Here is a 16,227-nt window from a genome sequence, read left to right on the forward strand (position 1 = left end):
TCTTGACAGACACGTGATCCGCTTGAGACGGTCCTCGGCAATGGCGTGCAGATACGCATTATCAGGTTGATCTGCACGCCAGCCGCCGAACCAAGGAGCTGACGATGACCTCTCCGGAACCTCGACTCTTCCGCACGAGCCGCCGCCGGTTCCTTGGTTCGGCCTTGGCCGCCGGTGTGGTGCTGGCCGCCGAAGCAACCCCGATCACCGCGTTCGCCGCGGCCGGTGACGTCACCCTGACCGCGGGCGGTATCAGCCTGCTGGCCAGTCCGGGCGGCCGGCTCGCGATCCGTGACTCTGGTGGCGTCACGCGATCCGTCGGCTCCAAGTTCGAGGTCAAGACGAAGGTGGGCGAGGAGCCGAGTGTCACCCACACCTCCACCGGCGGTACTCCGACACTGAGCGCGCTGCCCGATGGCACACCGGCGATCCGGATGCCATATCAATTCGACGCAGCTACGTTCGATGCCGCCATCACGGTGGTCGGGTGGTTCAGCGTTGCGACCAATCACGCCGTACTGGAGTGGCGGATCACCGGCCCAAGCTCCCTGGTCCCGGACGGATTCTCGTTCAGCCGGGCGATCCAGGGGACGGCCGCATCCGACTACATCGCGGTCACCGAATGGGTCCGCGATGCGCGCGGCGGCATCCCGTACGAGGAGACCGTCGGGGTCGCGCACACCTCTGCGTGGGCTGACAAGTACGGCCTGTTCCTGCTCGAGAAATCGAAGCAGGCCTTCACGAATGCCACCTGGGTCCACGCGCCCGGCGTCGCCGATCCGGCCGGCGGCTGGACCAGCCGGGCCGACTTCTTCTTCTCCGACACCAGGCCGTCGGCGACCGCCACCATCGGCCACGGCGACGAGCTCGGGCTCGAACTGACCACCAACGCGAACTTCAACCTGTACGACGCTCCGGGCGCGCCGATGCAGCTCACCGCGCTGGTCGCGAACGGTGGCGCGGCCGCGAAGTCCGTCCAGCTGCAACTCGTGATGCGCGACTTCGACGGCGTACAGCTCGCTTCGTCGACCGTGCCCGGGAGCGTCGGCGCGGCCGGGACCTGGCAGCACACCTTCACCGTGCCCGCACCGGCCGCCGGGATCGCGCTGGCCGAGGTCGTCGTCCGCTCCGGCACCGACGAGGCGTTTGCGCGAACGAACCTCGCCACGCTGCCGCCGTACAGCTATCAAGCCGGAGCGAACAGCATGTTCGGGATGGCCAACTATCCCTGGCTGCTCAGGCCGAGCAGCGACGCCGTACTGGATCTGTGGCAGCGCATCGGGGTCAACCTGGTGCGGATCGCGTACGACGGCGGTCCAGGGCTGCCGCCGTCGCGGTACGACGCGCGCGGGATGCGGCACAACATCGAACTCCAGCCGTCTTTGAAGCCGGACGCGGACGGCGTGGCGTGGGCGGCGACCAGTCTGGCAACGGCTGTTGGTGCCGGTGCTGGATATTTCGAGGTGGGCAATGAGCTGAACCGGCCGTTTACCAGTGGCGAGATGGTCCCGGAGTATTTGGAGAAGGCGCTGCGGCCGGTGTTCAACCGGCGGGCCGCGACCGGCGCGACGATCAAGCTGATGAACAACGGCCTGGCCGGCATGGACAAGAAGTGGGTCGAGAACTTCATCGCGGCCGGTGGCTGGGATCTGATCGACGCGTTCGCCTACCACCCTGGCCGCGGCAACTTCACTCCCGACTACGCACCGCCGCCCGGTGGGGATGCCGGCCCGAACGGTACGTACTGGAACTTCGCCGGTGGCCTGCAGCAACTGAAGGCCCTGATGGCACAGCACGGTCAGAAGGAGATCTGGCTGACCGAGGCCTACGCACCGACCCGCCCGAACAGCTGGTGGAACGACACCTACCGGCACGCCGCCGAGAACGTCCTGCTCACGCTGGCCCTCTCGAAGGCCGAGGGCATCAAGTGCGTCTGCTGGTACCAGTTCTACGACAGCGTCCTCGGGATGCCCCAGGTCGCCGACCCGCTCAACACCGAGTACCACTTCGGCCTGCTGAACCGCGACCTCAGCCCGAAGCCGTCACTGCTGGCCTACGCCACCGCCGCCCGAACCCTGGACCAAGCCACCTTCCGCGGCCGTCTCACCTTCGCCGACCCGAAGACCTTCGGCCTCTGGTTCGACACCCCTGCTGGGCCCATCACCATCCTCTGGAACCGAGCCGACGGCTACGTTCTCAACACCACCGGCCAACGCACCGACTGGCACTTCCCCGCCCCCGAAACCTGGATCGATCCCTGGCCAACCAAGACGACACTCACGGTCGGTGCCACCACCGCCGTACGCCAGGTAGACGCCATCGGCCGCATCAAACCCCTCTCCCCCACCAACGGCCGACTAACCCTCATCCTCGACGGCGCTCCCCGCATCTACCACGGCCTAGCCCCACAAACGAGACGAGGCATCCACCGCCTGGCGGTCTGCCGTTAGTGAGCCAACGAAGGGGTGTGCTGCTCGTACTCGTCGGGAGTCCCTTCCCAGACGGCCGCGCACCCCGACGTCCCACACTCACAGGCAAACGGGAAGGGCGGCAACTCGGCCAACCCGATGTCCGCCTGCCACAACCGTCCCTGCACGCAGGCCGCTTGGTTCTCGTACTGCCGCTGTCGTCGCAGCTCAGCCCCCGCCTGCAAACGCGGCGGCATACCCAACACGTCCTCGACAGCGCGAACGATCTCCGGCCAGGCAGGCTCGGCCGGCACCTCGACAAGCGTCCGCCCGTACTCGCGAGCCTCCTGCCGCACCCGCTCAGCCAGTACGGCGTCTCGCGCCAGCAACCCTTCGAGTCGAGCACGCCCGGCTGGATCCGGCGTCCGCTCCAACCGCTGCTGGCGAGCGCGCCGTGTCTGCTCCCCATCCGGTACCAGCCAAACCGCCGCCGGCACCTCATCCGCCATCGACGGGAAGAGCTGCGGCCCCTCAACCAGCGCAGGCACCGCGCCCAACGCCCGTTCCCGCACGTCGTCCACCACCAACTCCACCCGCAGCCGAGCCACCCGCACAAAGGCCTCGGCCGCGTACGCCGCCCCCGCCGCCAACTGATCCGCCAAGGACGGCAGCGGCGGCATCCGATCGAGATGCGCATAAGTCCACAGATCGATCGGATGCAACGGCAGATCCATCCACCGCGCGAGCTCCCGCGCAATCGTCGACTTCCCCGCCCCCGGCGCCCCACCGATCCAAACCATCGCGGGCCAGCTCATCCACCCATCCTCCCACTCGGCCGGCTAGTCGAGAGCTCCCACCACAAGCCGGTACGACGTTGGGCACGGGTCAACCGTGTGCGCGGGCCGGAGGTGGTTGAGGGGTGCTCAAGGTGCGATGGTCGGGGCGACCTTGAGCACGGTTCGACCGTTTCAGTCGGGGCCGGATGGTTGGTGGAGTCTCAAGGTGATTACCGGCCCGCGTTCTCGAGTCGTCGGGGATATCTGGCGCGTTAGTCGGAACGAAATCGGCGCCTGGACCCCTAGGAGATCTTCCGACTAACGCAAGACCTCGAGCATCACGCACGGCAACCACAGCCCGTCAGCCCCAGACGGCGTGGAACCGCGGTCGCCGGGCCTCGCCACCCAGCCCAGCCACCCGCGCAGCGCACCCTCTGTTTTCTGTCGGCCGCCGTCGGCGGTCGAGGCGGGGTACAGGTCCGAAAGGACTCGGCCGGGGACGTCCGCTGTGGCTGATCGCCGCTCCCGGCCGACCAAAAAGACAGCGTGGCTGGGCGCCGCGGGTGGCTGAGGTGGATGGTGCGGTAGGTGACCGCGGCTCCAGGTCGCCTGGGGTTCCGGGCTGTGGTTGCCGTGCGGGAAAGAGGCCGGCGGGCCCGTGCCCGCTCCCACCCGAGCAGCCCACATCACTCGCCACCGGGTAACGCAAAGACTCGAGCATCACGCACCTCAGCCACAGCCCGTCGGCCCCAGACAACGTGGAACCGCGGTCGCCGGGCCTCGCCAACCAGCCCAGCCACCCGCGTGGCCAGCCCTGTGGTTTTGGTCGGCCGCCTTTGGTGGTCGAGTCGGGCGCAGGCCCGAAAGGACTCGGCCGGGGACGTCCGCTCTGGCTGATCACCGCTCCCGGCCGACCAAAAAGACAGGGTGGCTGGGCGCCGCGGTGGCTGAGCTGGGTGGCGAGGTTGGCGACCGTAGCTCCAGGTCGCTCGGGGTTGCCGGGCTGTGGTTGCGGTGCGGGAAGAGGCACTGGCCGCTACCCGCGAAGCCCTCCGGACCCGGCCGCCTGCCGGCAGCTAGACCACCCCGCGCCTCACCAAACCGCGCCTCGCCTCACCACCTCCGCGCCTCGCTACCCCCGCGCCTCACCAAACCGCGCCGCGCCACCCTCGCGCCTCGCCAAACGTGCCGCGCCTCGCTACCCCCGCGCCTCGTCGAAGCGCGCTGCGCCTCGTCGTGTGTGCAGCGTCGTGATGCGTTGGCCGGTACTTTTTTCGCGTATCGCGCCCCAAAATTACCGACCGACGTAACCTCCGCCGTCTGACGTCCTGAGCCGCCCCGGCGAGTCCGGAGGCTTCGTTAGGTGTTAGCTGGCCTCGGCGAGGCGGGTTCGGTGAGTGTAGTGAGTTTGTTCGGCTTGGATCGGTGTCAGGTCTTGGATCGATCCGTGGGGCCGGGCGGTGTTGAACCAGTCGACCCAGTCCAAGGTGGCTGCTTCGACGTCGTGGAGGCCTTGCCAGGGTCCGTAAGGGTTGATCAGTTCAGACTTGAACAGGCCCATGTGGGTCTCGGCCAGGGCATTGTCGTAGGCGTCGCCCACGGATCCGACCGAGGCGTCGATGCCAGCGTCGAGCAGTGCCTGGGTGAAGGCGATCGAGGTGTATTGGGTGCCGGCGTCGTTGTGGTGGACCAGCCCGGTCAGGTCGGCGACTCCTTCGGTTCGGCGGGCCCACATCGCCATCTCGAGGGTGTCCAGAACCAGGGGTGTGGTCATCGTGGTGGCTGCTTTCCAGCCGATGATCCGGCGGGAGAACACGTCCACGATGTGCGCGACGTAGACCGTGCCGGATCGGGTCGCCACGTAGGTGAAGTCGGCCACCCACAGCCGGTTCGGGGCCGAGGCGGCGAACCGGCGGTCCACCAGATCGGCCGGCCGGGCAGCTTTCTCATCGGCGACGGTGGTCCGTGGGGTCTTGCCGCGGACTACGCCACTGATGCCCATCTGGTTCATCAACCGTTCCACCGTGCAGCGAGCCACGTCGTGACCCGAGGTCCGCAGATGCAGCCAGAGTTTGGCGGCCCCAACAGCCGCACGAACCGGACTTTGCGGGCCTTCTCGATCACCGAGATCAACTCGGAATCGCGCAGTGCCTTCTTACTGGGTTGACGATTCCGGTTGTCGTAGTAGGTGGATGGGGCGATCTTGCAGCCATGCTCTGACAGCACTCGGCAGATCGGCTCGACCCCGAAACGGTCCTTGTGATCGTTGATGAAAGTAATGATCACTTGTGTGGGCGGTCGAGCTCCGCCGCGAAGAAAGTCGCTGCCGACTTCAAGATCTCGTTCGCCCGGCGCAGCTCGGCGTTCTCCCGCTTCAGCGCCTTCAGCTGCTCCGACTCCTCGCTGGTAACCCCGGGCCGCTGGCCGGCATCAACCTCGGCCCGGCGCACCCACTTGCGCAGCGTCTCGGCCGAGCCGATACCCAGCTTCGACGCGACTGACCTGATCGCCTCGAACTCTGAGCCGTAGTCGGCCTTGGACTCAGCAACCATCCGGACCGCGCGCTCACGGATCTCGGGCGAATAAGACGAGGGACCTGCCATGGACTTCATCCTTCCAACGAATGAAATCTCCAGACACCCCGGGGCGGCTCATCCGATGGATCCGGAGACCGTGCCTGCGGGTTCTTCGGAGGTTGTGGCAGCTAGGTTCCGGGGTGCCGCGCAGGCGAGCCCTGACTGGCCGGCCTGGGGGCTGCTCCTCTAGTCCTGGCTTCCGGGGACGACGCGGTGGGTGCCGGTGGGGTCGACGTGGAAGACGAAGCCGTGGGGTGTGGTCCATTCGAGGGTGGTTGGGTTGATGCGGCGGACGTTCCAGCCGCGCGCGTGGGTTTTCACTCGGTGGGCGTAGCGGCCGAGTGGGGCGAGGTTTTGTGTGTTTGTCTGGCCTGGTGGTCCGAGTGGGTCGTAGGGCTTGAGGTGGTCCAGGTCGATGCTGTGGTTGGTTTCGCGGGTGCCGTAGGGGAACAGTTCGACCGGGTGGGTGAGTTTGACGCGTTCCCGGATGCGTTCGGAGGCTTCGTAGCAGTTGACTGAGACTGCGTGGTTGAGGTCGATGACGGGCTTGACGGTGTAGGGGCTGTATCCGATCAGTTCGCTCAGCTGGGTTGCCAGTAGGGGGCCGATTTCTTCGGCGCGCAGTACACCGTCGCCGGATGCGAGTGTGTGGTCGGTGAGGTGGACGTAGATCTCGGTCTTCCCGGGGCGCGTGGGAGTGCCTGGGCGCGCGGGAGTGTCTGGGGGCTGGATGGAGGCTAGTCGGGCGTAGGCGTCGTGTTTGATCTGCGCGAGCCGGCTGGCGAGCGCGCGTTGTGCTGCTGCGTCCATGGGCTCGCCGTCATCGGGTTCGTGGTCTGTGTCTGCGGGGAAGGGTTCCGCGAGGTGGTCGGGTCGGCGGTCCGTGTGGTCGAGCGGATCGGGTTGGTCGCTGTTGCTCGGGTGTGGTGCGTCTCGATCTGCTTCGTCGTCCGGGCCAGGCTCATCCGGTACAGGCTCGTCACCAACCACCCATCCATCGCCCCCGGGAGCGTCCGGCGTCGCGGCGCTTTGAGTGCGGGCGTTGGACGTGGACGTGGGCGTCGCTGCAGCGCGGGAGGCACCGGTGTGCGCGGTCGCCGTGTTCGCGGTGGGTGCTGCCGTGTCCGGTACCGGTGATCCAGGAGCGGAGGTGTCGGCGGTGGAGTCGCCGGGAGCGGGTGTGGCGTTGCGGGATGCCGGGGGCTGCGGGGTTGAGGTGTCCGGGGCAGACGTGGCTGGTGGTGGGGTGGGGGCTGCGGCAACCGGCGCGGCAGCGGGCGCTGCCGCTGGCGCGTCGGCGGGTGCGGGCGGGGTGGGTGGGTGCGGTGCCGGGGAGGGGGTCGGGTGGTGGTGGGCTTGGGTGAGGAGTTCTTGGGCGAAGATCGGGTCGGCGATGATGCCGACTGATTCGGCTCGGCGGATCTGGGTTGAGCGGGTGTCGCCGAGGGTTTGCTGGGCGTCGCTGAGAGCGTGGATGGTGGCGTCGAATCGGGTGGCCGCACCCGAGGAGGTGCGGATGTAGATGGTTTTGGTGCCGTGTTCGTCGGAGCGGCCGATGAAGACGCCGCGTTCGCGGACCTTCGCGGCGGCCTCGGCGCGGGCTCCTTCGGGGTCGATGTGCATCTTGGCTGCTTTGACGATCTTGTCCAGGCGGTACGGGGTGATCGTGTCGATCAGGGCGGCGACCCGCTGGTCGACGTACCGGGCGGCTTCCTCGGACAGGTCCACGCAGTCGCGGACGAGGCGGCAGGCCTTCCACGGGGTTGCGTCGCCGGACAGGACTCGCGCCCAGGTGAACGGGAACCGGTGCCGCAGTGCGAGGGCGTCGCCGATGATCTTGGCGCCGATCCGATGCGAGACGCCGAGCACCGCCGCGTACTCGGCGATCGCGAACTCGGCGATCTCCGGGCAGCCCTCACCACCCAGCACCACCGCGCATTCGCGGCCGTCGACCGAACGGCGGCCGGGGCGCGGCGTGCAGGCGTCGGGGTGGAAACGGTCGGCGTAGACCAGGGCATGTTCGAGCACCCGGGCATCGGCCCGGTTTGCCATGGCGCGATGCTCGGCGGACGACTCCAGCAAGTCAGCCGTCGAAAGCAACGTCAGATCATCATCGAACATGTGTTCTAGTTTAGGCAGTCAAGGCAGCACACGCAAATCGCCGCAGAGTCAGAATCCCTTGTCCACAAGGGAAACCATCACACCTGCATCAGCCGCGAATCCGTGTAAACCGAGCCTTGCGGCGCCGCGGCCGACTATCAAACCCAGGGCAGGACCTTGCCGTACCGGATCAGCTGGCCGTAGTGATCCGGATCGGCCGGCTCCAGAGCAAGGTCCAGCAGCGGTACAGCGGCCTCGGCCGGCGTGGGCGCCGTACTGACGTCCCACCACAACGCCGAGGTGGGCGTGTTCATCATGCCGGGGCAGACCGCCGCCAAGACGATGCCGCGGGCAACGTCTTCGGTACGGCGCCGGGCGGCCAAGGTGCGGACCGCGGCAACCTGGCCGATCTTCGAGGGGATGTTCACGAACCCCGGCCAGGCGGTTGCCCGGGCAGTCCCGTCCTTGACCAGGTCGCGCCAGGCGGCTACCTCCCGATCCACGTCGTCGAGGTCCGCGAGGTTGGTGAAGTGGCGGTGCAGCGCGGGCGCCAGGTACTGCAAGGTGCCGAACGAACTGGCCACAACCAGCAGGCGGCCATCGTCGCGTAGGAGCGGAGCGAAGGCGCGCAGGAGCCGAGTGGTGCCGAAGTTGTTCACCTCGGTGTAGGTGTCGACGATCGCGCGCGGGTCGTCGTCGGGGCCGACCCGCATGACGGCGTTCCCGAACACGATGTCGACGCCGCCATGCCGTTCCTTCAACTCATGCGCCAGCTTCTCGATGGCGCCCGGGCTGCCCACGTCGAGCAGCTCGGCGCGCACCCGCGCTCCGCCGGCCGGGATGGTGGCGACGGCGGCGGTGACCCGGTCGATGTCGCGGCCGGTCAGATAGACGGTGTCCTCAGGTCCGAGACGGGCCGCCAGGCCTTCGACCAAGGCCAAGCCCAGTCCCTGGGTAGCGCCGGTGACGAGTGCGATGGTCATGCTGCGACCAGCCTTTCGGACAGGTCCCACAGCCGTACGGCGTTCGCCGGGTCCAGGGCGTAGCGAGCCACACCATGCAGCCGCGGAACCTCACCGCGACGGTCGATGGTCGGAGTCTCGTTGCAGTCGACGAAGTAGCGTCCGCCGACTCCCTCGAGCTGAGGTGACGTGGCCAGCAGAACCGAGGTCGCCGCGCCTTGCTCCGGTGTCTTCATCAGCTCGGATGGCGTGCTGCCGCTCCCGCGGCCGTCGGTGTGCCGCTGCAGGTTGGTGAAGATCGCACCCGGCATCAGGGCGTTCGCGGTGATGCCGTCGGCGGCCCAGCGACGGGTGGCCTCGACGGCGAACAACACGTTCGCGGTCTTGGACTGCCCGTAGGCCAGCCAGGGGTCGTACGCGCGGAACGCGAAGTTCACGTCGTCGAAGATCACTGGCGAGAGCTGGTGACCGCTCGAACTGACGCTGACGATCCGAGCCGAACCATCGGCGGCCAGCGCATCGTGCAGACCGATCGCCAAGGCGAAATGACCGAGGTGGTTGGTCGCGAACTGCAACTCCCACCCCCGCGGCGTATAAGTCTCGGGCGACGCCATCACCCCGGCGTTGTTCACCAGAAGGTGCAGCGGCCCATCCCAGGCGGCGGCGAACTCCGCGACCGAGGCCGGATCGGTGAGATCAAGCGGTAGGACGTGCAATGCCGTGTTGCCGGTGGTCACGCGGATGTCCTTGGCGACCCGCTCCCCCGCCTCGAGGTCGCGGACCGCGAGGGTGACTTCGGCGCCGGTGCCTGCCAGCGCTCGGGCGGTCTCGATGCCCAGGCCGGAGGCTGCGCCGGTCACCACGGCGCGACGGCCGGAGAGGTCGATGCCGGCGGCAACTTCTGCCGCCGTACTGCTGAAGCCGAACTGTGTCTTGATGAGTTCCATACCTTCAAGCTAGGCACCTCCAACCCATGCCACCAGCGAAAGTCTGGCAAGTGTGGTATGCGTAAACGTCATGACCTTCACCGACGCCTCCCTGACTGCCCTGCGGGTGTTCCGCGAGGTGGCCGAGCGCGGCACGCTCACCGCCGCGGCGACCGCGCTCGGCTACACCCAGTCGGCCGTCTCGCGCCAGATCGCCTCCCTGGAACGCGCGGCAGGCACGGCACTGCTGGAGCGCCGCCACGACGGGGTACGGCTGACGCCGGCCGGACGGATCGTCGTACGGCGGGCTGCCGCCGCGATCGATCAGGTCGATGCGGCCGCTCGTGAGCTGGCCGGGATCCCGGAAGAGCTCGGCACGGTCCGGCTCGGCTGGTTCGCGACGGCGGGCGTCTTCCTGGTACCCCGCGCACTCGCGGCACTCCGCGAGACGCACCCCGGCATCACGGTCATCAGCCGTGAAGGCAGTACTCCGGCCCTGGTCCGCGCACTACGCGCAGGCACCATCGACCTCGCACTCCTGGCCTCAGCGCCGCCGTTCCGCGCGCCCGATGCCGAATCGCCCGCGCTGGAGCTGCACACGCTCTCCGAACGCAGTCTCCGGATCGCGGTCCCCAGCACGCATCCGCTCGCCCACGCCGACGTCGTCGACATCGAGGATCTCCGTGGTCAGCGCTGGATCGCCGGTCCGGGCGGCGAGCAGTACATGGGCGTCTGGCCGGGTCTCGACGAGCGCCCCCAGGTCGTCCACACCGCGCGCGACTGGCTGGCCAAACTCCACCTGGTCGCCGCCGGCTGCGGCATCACCACTGCCCCCGCCGCCCTGACCTTCGCCCTCCCACCGGGCGTCCGGATCATCGCCGTACAAGGCGGCCCCGAGGAGCAACGCCGCATCCTGCTGGCACGGCTCCCCCGCCCGGTACCTGAGCCCGTTGCTCGCCTGGCCGCCGCCATCCGCGCGGCCGCGAGCGCGGACGGCTAGCTCGACGCGTCGGTGAGCCCGAGCTCGGCGTCGCCGAGAGTGGCGAAGTGGGCGGTGATGGATTCGTCGCTGACGCCGTCGAAGGTGGCCGGTGACCACCGCGGGTTGCGGTCCTTGTCGATCACCTGCGCCCGCACACCTTCAAGGAAGTCGTGCGAACCGTGGAGCCGCACCGACAACCGGTACTCCTGCTCCAGTGCAGCCGGCAGCGACGGCAGATCGGCCGCGGCCCGCAGCGCGCGGAGCGTCACCTTCAAAGAGGTCGGCGACTTCGTCAGCAGCACCACGGCGGCCTCCCGCGCAGCCGGTACGTCGGCATCCGCCAACCGGCTGTAGATCTTCACCAGGTCGTCGCCCTCGTAGGCCTCGTCGATCCACTCGCGGTCACCGATCAACCCAGACTCCGGAACCGGATCGGCAAACGAGGCCACCGCGGTCGCCGCGTCCTGAGAAGCCAGTGCAGTAAGGAGATCCGGCAACCGATCGCTCGGCACATACCAATCGGCGAGACCCACCGCGATCGCATCACCCGCGCCGACCAACCCGGCCGTCAGCGCGAGGTGCGTGCCCAGCTCCCCCGGTGCGCGCGACAGCAGGTAGGTGCCGCCGACATCGGGGAAGAAGCCGATCCCGGTCTCCGGCATGCCGAGCTTCGACCGCTCGGTGACGACCCGGATACTCGCGTGCGCCGACAGCCCGATGCCGCCGCCGAGCACGATCCCGTCCATCACCGCGACGAACGGTTTCGGGTACTCCGCGATCTCCGCATTGAGCCGGTACTCGTCCGCCCAGAACGCCGTCGACGCCGTACCGCCGGCGATCCCGTCGTGGTAGATCGAGACGATGTCGCCGCCCGCACACAGACCGCGGTCACCGCTGCCGGTCAGTACGACGGTCTGTACGGCGGGATCCGCGGCCCACTCGTCGAGCACCCGGCGGATGATCGTGACCATCTCGTGGGTGAGCGCGTTGATCGCGCGCGGCCGGTTCAGCACCAGATGACCGGCGTGACCGTCCACGTGCGCGAGGACCGGGGATTCTTCGACGTTGCTCACGGTGCGCCAAAGTAGCTGGATGTCCTACTAAATTCCTAGGGTGTGGATCACAGGGCCGGAACCTCCCGCGAGTGCGTAGGCTGATCGGGTAGCTGGTTCGTCCTGGCAGCCGGTCAGGACGTCGCAAGAGGGAACCCGGTGTGAATCCGGGACTGCCCCGCAGCGGTAAGTGGGAACGACCACCGTCATACGCACTGGACCTCACGGTCTGGGAAGCGACGGTCAGTAGGTGTCCGGTTCGCCGGACGTGCCCACGAGTCCGAAGACCTGCCAGCCGCCCGCTGTGCGCCCGTCGTACGGCGGTGATCGCAAGGCCTCGTGGGAGGGCCGGCGTACGTGTGCCGCCTTTCTCCAAGCCCTGTGGTCCTCAAGACAGGCTCGCTCGCTAAGGAGAGACGCTTGACCACCGTGCACGGCTACCCCCGGCAAGGCCCGAACCGGGAGCTGAAGAAAGCCATCGAGGGCTACTGGAAAGGCACGGTCACCGCCGACGCCCTCCGGCAGATCGCAGCCGACCTGCGCCGATCGAACTGGCAGCAGCTCGCGGACGCCGGGATCGACGAGGTTCCGACCGGCGACTTCTCGTACTACGACCATGTCCTGGACACGTCCGTCCTGCTCGGCGCGATCCCCGCGCGGCACCGTGCCGCAGTGGACGCCGACGCGCTGGACGGCTACTTCGCGATGGCGCGCGGTACCCAGGAGGTCGCGCCGCTCGAGATGACCAAGTGGTTCGACACGAACTACCACTACCTGGTCCCGGAGCTCGGCCCGGACACCACGTTCGCCGCCGACTCCACCAAGCAGGTCGCCGAACTGCGCGAAGCACTCGCGCTCGGATTCAAGGCCCGCCCGGTCCTCGTAGGACCGATCACCTATCTCCTCCTCGCCAAACCCGCGCCCGGCATCGACTTCGAACCGCTGTCGCTCCTCGACAAGATCCTTCCTGTGTACGCCGAGGTCCTGGCCGACCTGCGTGCCGCCGGAGCGGAGTGGGTGCAGCTGGATGAGCCGGCTCTGGTGCAGGACCGGACCGCGGATGAGCTGACTGCAACCACGAGCGCGTACGGCGAACTGGGCGGCCTCCTGGATCGCCCGAAGCTCCTGGTCGCGTCGTACTTCGACCGGCTCGGCGACGCACTGCCGGTGCTGGCGAAGTCGCCGGTCGAGGGCCTGGCCATCGACTTCACCGGACCGGCCGCGGCCAACCTCGACGACCTCGCAGCCGTCCCCGAGATCCGGTCGAAGCGCCTCGTCGCGGGTGTCGTCAACGGCCGTAACGTCTGGCTGAACGATCTGCCCAAATCGCTGTCCACACTGGCCGTTCTGCTCGGATTGGTCGACCAGGTCGAGGTCAGCTCGTCCTGCTCGCTCCTGCATGTCCCGCTCGATGTCGCGGCTGACGCGGACCTCGATCCGGAGGTCTCCCGCTGGCTCGCGTTCGCTCGACAGAAGACCGCCGAGATCGCCACACTGGCTCGCGGCATCACCGAAGGCACCGAGTCGATCGCGGCCGAACTCGAGACCAACCGAGCCGCGCTCGAGTCCAGGGCGAACTCGGCGTTGACGAACAACCCGGCCGTGCGCGCCCGCGTCGCCGGTGTGACGGCTGACGACAGTGGCCGGGCGGCGTCGTACGAGGAACGCAGTGCAGCCCAGCAGAAGCGGCTCGAGCTGCCGTTGTTGCCGACGACAACGGTCGGATCGTTCCCGCAGACGACCGAGCTGCGAACCGCCCGGGCCGACCTGCGCGCGGGCCGCATCGACGAGGCGCAGTACGACGAGGTGATCGGAGCCGAGATCCGCGAGGTCCTCGCGTTCCAGGAGAAGGCCGGGCTCGACGTTCTGGTCCACGGCGAACCCGAGCGCAACGACATGGTGCAGTACTTCGCCGAACAGCTCGACGGGTACGTCGCCACTCAGCACGGCTGGGTCCAGTCGTACGGTACCCGCTATGTCCGGCCGCCGGTGCTCGTCGGCGACATCTCCCGGCCGACGCCGATGACTGTCCGCTGGTGGGCCTACGCGCAACTGCAGACCGACCGTCCGGTCAAGGGCATGCTCACTGGACCGGTCACGATGCTGGCCTGGTCATTCGTCCGCGACGATCAGCCGCGCAGCGAGACCGCTCGTCAGGTCGCGCTGGCGCTGCGCGACGAGGTGGTCGATCTCGAGCGGGCCGGAGCTGCGGTCATCCAGGTCGACGAGCCTGCACTGCGCGAGACATTGCCGCTGCGGCAGGCCGATCGCGCCGCCTACCTGAACTGGGGTACTGAGGTCTTCCGGCTGACCACGAGCGGCGTGCGCGCGGACACGCAGATCCACACGCACATGTGCTACGTCGAGTTCGGCGACATCCTCAACGCGCTCGACGAGATGGATGCCGATGTCGCAAGCCTCGAGGCAGCCCGCTCGCATATGCAGGTCGCGCATGAGCTCGGCGAGGCCGGCTACCCGCGCGGGGTCGGTCCGGGCGTCTACGACATCCACTCCCCCAGAGTCCCCGGTACGCCGGAAGTCGCGTCCCTGCTGCACAAGGGACTGGACGCGATTCCAGCGGCACGGCTCTGGGTCAACCCGGACTGCGGCTTGAAGACGCGCGGCTGGCCTGAGGTTCGCGACTCCCTGCAGAATCTGGTCGCGGCTGCTCGCGAGGTTCGCGCCGAGTAGGTCGGAGGGGCCTCAGCCAGGGCGGCTGAGGCCCCGGATCGCCACGGTGGCGCCGATGACCGTGATGACGGCGGCACCGGCGAGCGCGGCGAGCAGTTGGCCGACGGGAGCGTGCCCGAGTACCAATTCGCGGGCGGCGGTGATGCTGTGCGACACGGGATTGAAGGCAGCGACGTGACGCAGCCAAGTGGGCAGACCTGCCTCGGGAACGAAGGCATTCGAGGCGACGATGAGGGGAAACGTCACAGTCCCAGAGATGGCCTGCACGAGTTCGGTATGGCGGAGTTGGCACGCCAGCGCGATGAAGATCCAGCCGAGGCCGGTACTGACCGCGGTCGAGACGACCACGGCGGCCGCCGTACCGAGGATGCCGCCCGGTGGGTCGAATCCGAGCACGACCGCGGCGAAGATAGACAGCACCGTGAGTTGCAAGACCATCCGGACCAGGCCGGCCAGGCTGTGCGCGACGAGTACCGAACCCGGCCAGATCGCCATCGTCCGCAGCCGGTTGATCAGCCCGTTGCGCATGTCCTGGAGCAGACTGATGATCAGGCCGAGCGCCGACTGCAGTGCGGTGGTGATCATGATCGCCGGTACGACGAAGTCGACGTACCGGGTGCCGCTTGGGAAGCTGAGGGTCGTGGACAGGCTGCCGAGCAGCTGACTGAGCACGCTCACGAGCAGGATCGGGCCGAGCAGCGTCACGATCAACGTGCGCGGTTCGAAGACGACGCCGCGCAGGGACCGGCCTGACAGCGCGATGATTTGGGTCGCGACGCTTGCCGACTGTGTCCGCGTCCGCAAGGCTGGCTGAGCCCGGGGTGCGGTCATGACGGTCATCGGGCCTCCCCCAGTGTCGCGAAGACGTCGTCGAGACTCGGTTCGGCGACTTCGAGACGTTCGGCCTCGATCCCGAGATCATCGAGTGCGCGGACCACCTGGACGATCGTCGCCGACGACGCGTCCACCACGGTCAGGGTGAATTCGTTGCGCTGGGCAACATCCAGCCCGCGCCCGGCGAGATGCTCGACGACCGCAGCGGCCGGGGCATCGGGTGGCAACTGCACCACGATGGCTCGCCGGCCCACCTGCTGTTTCAGGTCCGCCGGCGTCCCACCGGCGACAACGCGTCCACCAGCCAGTACGACGATCCGGTCGGAGAGTTGGTCCGCCTCGTCCAGGTACTGGGTGGTCAGCAGGACCGTCGTCCCGAGCCCCGCGAGTTGGGCGACCTGGTCCCAGACAGCCCGCCGACTGGTCGGGTCGAGTCCGGTGGTCGGCTCGTCGAGGAACAGCACGGCGGGAGCGGTGACAAGGCTCGCCGCGAGGTCGAGCCGCCGCCGCATGCCGCCGGAGTACGTCCGGACCCGCCGATCCGCCGCGTGCGTGAGGCCGAACTGTTCGAGCAGTTCATCGGCCCGCACTCGCGCGGCTCGCCGACCGGTCCCGCTAAGCCGGGCGAGCAGAACCAGGTTCCCCAACCCGGACAGCGTGTCGTCGACGGTGGCGAACTGCCCGGTCAGCCCGATCGCGCGCCGGACGCGGCCGGGCGAGCGGATGACATCCGCGCCGGCGACTCGCGCCGTACCGGCCGACGGGCGCACCAACGTCGCGAGGATCTCGACCAGCGTCGTCTTACCGGCGCCGTTGTGACCGATGAGCCCGAGCACCTGCCCCGCCCCGACCGACAGATCGACCGACGAGAGCGCGAGTGTGTCGCCGTACCGCTTGCTCAGTTGCTCGACCTCGATCAC

The 16,227-nt window shown here is 68.3% G+C and carries 10 protein-coding genes, 1 pseudogene, 1 riboswitch and 1 other annotated feature; of the genes and pseudogenes, 3 read left to right on the plus strand and 8 right to left on the minus strand.

All coding sequences use genetic code 11. The features are described from left to right. Positions 1 to 104 precede the first annotated feature (104 nt). On the plus strand, positions 105 to 2,450 hold the full coding sequence (locus tag ACFTSF_RS21220) for a hypothetical protein (protein WP_380155373.1): 2,346 nt from the start codon (positions 105 to 107) through the stop codon (positions 2,448 to 2,450). Here ACFTSF_RS21220 and ACFTSF_RS21225 read toward each other — a convergent pair. From ACFTSF_RS21225 to ACFTSF_RS21245, 5 genes and pseudogenes are all read right to left on the minus strand, one after another. Continuing rightward, positions 2,447 to 3,223: a hypothetical protein gene (locus tag ACFTSF_RS21225; RefSeq protein ID WP_380155374.1), complete on the minus strand. Its 777-nt coding sequence runs from the start codon at positions 3,221 to 3,223 to the stop codon at positions 2,447 to 2,449. The two genes, ACFTSF_RS21220 and ACFTSF_RS21225, sit on opposite strands and share 4 nt — an antisense overlap. A 1,327-nt stretch (positions 3,224 to 4,550) precedes the next feature. Continuing rightward, positions 4,551 to 5,787: pseudogene (locus ACFTSF_RS21230) on the minus strand (IS3 family transposase). Continuing rightward, positions 5,378 to 5,509, minus strand: a sequence feature (AL1L pseudoknot). It overlaps the preceding pseudogene by 132 nt. A gap of 159 nt (positions 5,788 to 5,946) precedes the next feature. Beyond that, positions 5,947 to 7,881: a hypothetical protein gene (locus ACFTSF_RS21235; protein WP_380155376.1), complete on the minus strand. Its 1,935-nt coding sequence runs from the start codon at positions 7,879 to 7,881 to the stop codon at positions 5,947 to 5,949. Between the two features lie 137 nt (positions 7,882 to 8,018). Beyond that, positions 8,019 to 8,843 carry an SDR family NAD(P)-dependent oxidoreductase gene (locus tag ACFTSF_RS21240; protein WP_380155378.1) on the minus strand — a complete coding sequence of 275 codons (825 nt, stop codon included), beginning with the start codon at positions 8,841 to 8,843 and terminating at the stop codon, positions 8,019 to 8,021. Next, positions 8,840 to 9,769 (minus strand): SDR family NAD(P)-dependent oxidoreductase, encoded by a 930-nt coding sequence (locus ACFTSF_RS21245; RefSeq protein WP_380155379.1) that lies wholly within the window; start codon positions 9,767 to 9,769, stop codon positions 8,840 to 8,842. Before ACFTSF_RS21245 ends, ACFTSF_RS21240 begins: the two co-directional genes overlap by 4 nt. A 70-nt stretch (positions 9,770 to 9,839) precedes the next feature. Here ACFTSF_RS21245 and ACFTSF_RS21250 point away from each other — a divergent pair, with 70 nt between their 5' ends. After that, positions 9,840 to 10,748, plus strand: coding sequence for a LysR family transcriptional regulator (locus ACFTSF_RS21250; RefSeq protein ID WP_344145615.1), 909 nt, complete (start codon positions 9,840 to 9,842; stop codon positions 10,746 to 10,748). Here the strand turns inward: ACFTSF_RS21250 and ACFTSF_RS21255 are convergent. Further along, complete coding sequence (locus ACFTSF_RS21255) at positions 10,745 to 11,803, minus strand: enoyl-CoA hydratase/isomerase family protein (protein ID WP_380155381.1); 1,059 nt, start codon at positions 11,801 to 11,803, stop codon at positions 10,745 to 10,747. The genes ACFTSF_RS21250 and ACFTSF_RS21255 overlap by 4 nt on opposite strands. A 76-nt stretch (positions 11,804 to 11,879) precedes the next feature. After that, positions 11,880 to 12,093: riboswitch (cobalamin riboswitch) on the plus strand. A gap of 118 nt (positions 12,094 to 12,211) precedes the next feature. On the opposite strand from ACFTSF_RS21255, the gene metE reads away from it, so the two are divergent. Next, positions 12,212 to 14,473, plus strand: coding sequence for a 5-methyltetrahydropteroyltriglutamate--homocysteine S-methyltransferase (metE, locus tag ACFTSF_RS21260; RefSeq protein WP_380155761.1), 2,262 nt, complete (start codon positions 12,212 to 12,214; stop codon positions 14,471 to 14,473). A gap of 12 nt (positions 14,474 to 14,485) precedes the next feature. Here the strand turns inward: metE and ACFTSF_RS21265 are convergent, their stop codons facing one another. Continuing rightward, a complete protein-coding gene (locus ACFTSF_RS21265) occupies positions 14,486 to 15,313 on the minus strand; it encodes an ABC transporter permease (protein ID WP_380155382.1) in 828 nt (275 codons plus the stop codon). Then, entirely contained in the window at positions 15,310 to 16,227 is a 918-nt protein-coding gene (locus ACFTSF_RS21270) for an ATP-binding cassette domain-containing protein (protein WP_380155384.1), read from the minus strand. The genes ACFTSF_RS21265 and ACFTSF_RS21270 overlap by 4 nt, the downstream gene beginning before the upstream one ends.

Source organism: Kribbella sp. NPDC056951 (genome assembly GCF_042674205.1).
GTDB classification, from domain to species: domain Bacteria; phylum Actinomycetota; class Actinomycetes; order Propionibacteriales; family Kribbellaceae; genus Kribbella; species Kribbella yunnanensis.

Bases quoted from the DNA above. Each gene is read 5' to 3' on its own strand.
- ACFTSF_RS21220 (WP_380155373.1), top strand. From the start codon at position 105: ATGACCTCTCCGGAACCTCGACTCTTCCGCACGAGCCGCCGCCGGTTC.
- ACFTSF_RS21225 (WP_380155374.1), bottom strand. From the start codon at position 3,223: ATGAGCTGGCCCGCGATGGTTTGGATCGGTGGGGCGCCGGGGGCGGGG.
- ACFTSF_RS21235 (WP_380155376.1), bottom strand. From the start codon at position 7,881: ATGTTCGATGATGATCTGACGTTGCTTTCGACGGCTGACTTGCTGGAG.
- ACFTSF_RS21240 (WP_380155378.1), bottom strand. From the start codon at position 8,843: ATGACCATCGCACTCGTCACCGGCGCTACCCAGGGACTGGGCTTGGCC.
- ACFTSF_RS21245 (WP_380155379.1), bottom strand. From the start codon at position 9,769: ATGGAACTCATCAAGACACAGTTCGGCTTCAGCAGTACGGCGGCAGAA.
- ACFTSF_RS21250 (WP_344145615.1), top strand. From the start codon at position 9,840: ATGACCTTCACCGACGCCTCCCTGACTGCCCTGCGGGTGTTCCGCGAG.
- ACFTSF_RS21265 (WP_380155382.1), bottom strand. From the start codon at position 15,313: ATGACCGTCATGACCGCACCCCGGGCTCAGCCAGCCTTGCGGACGCGG.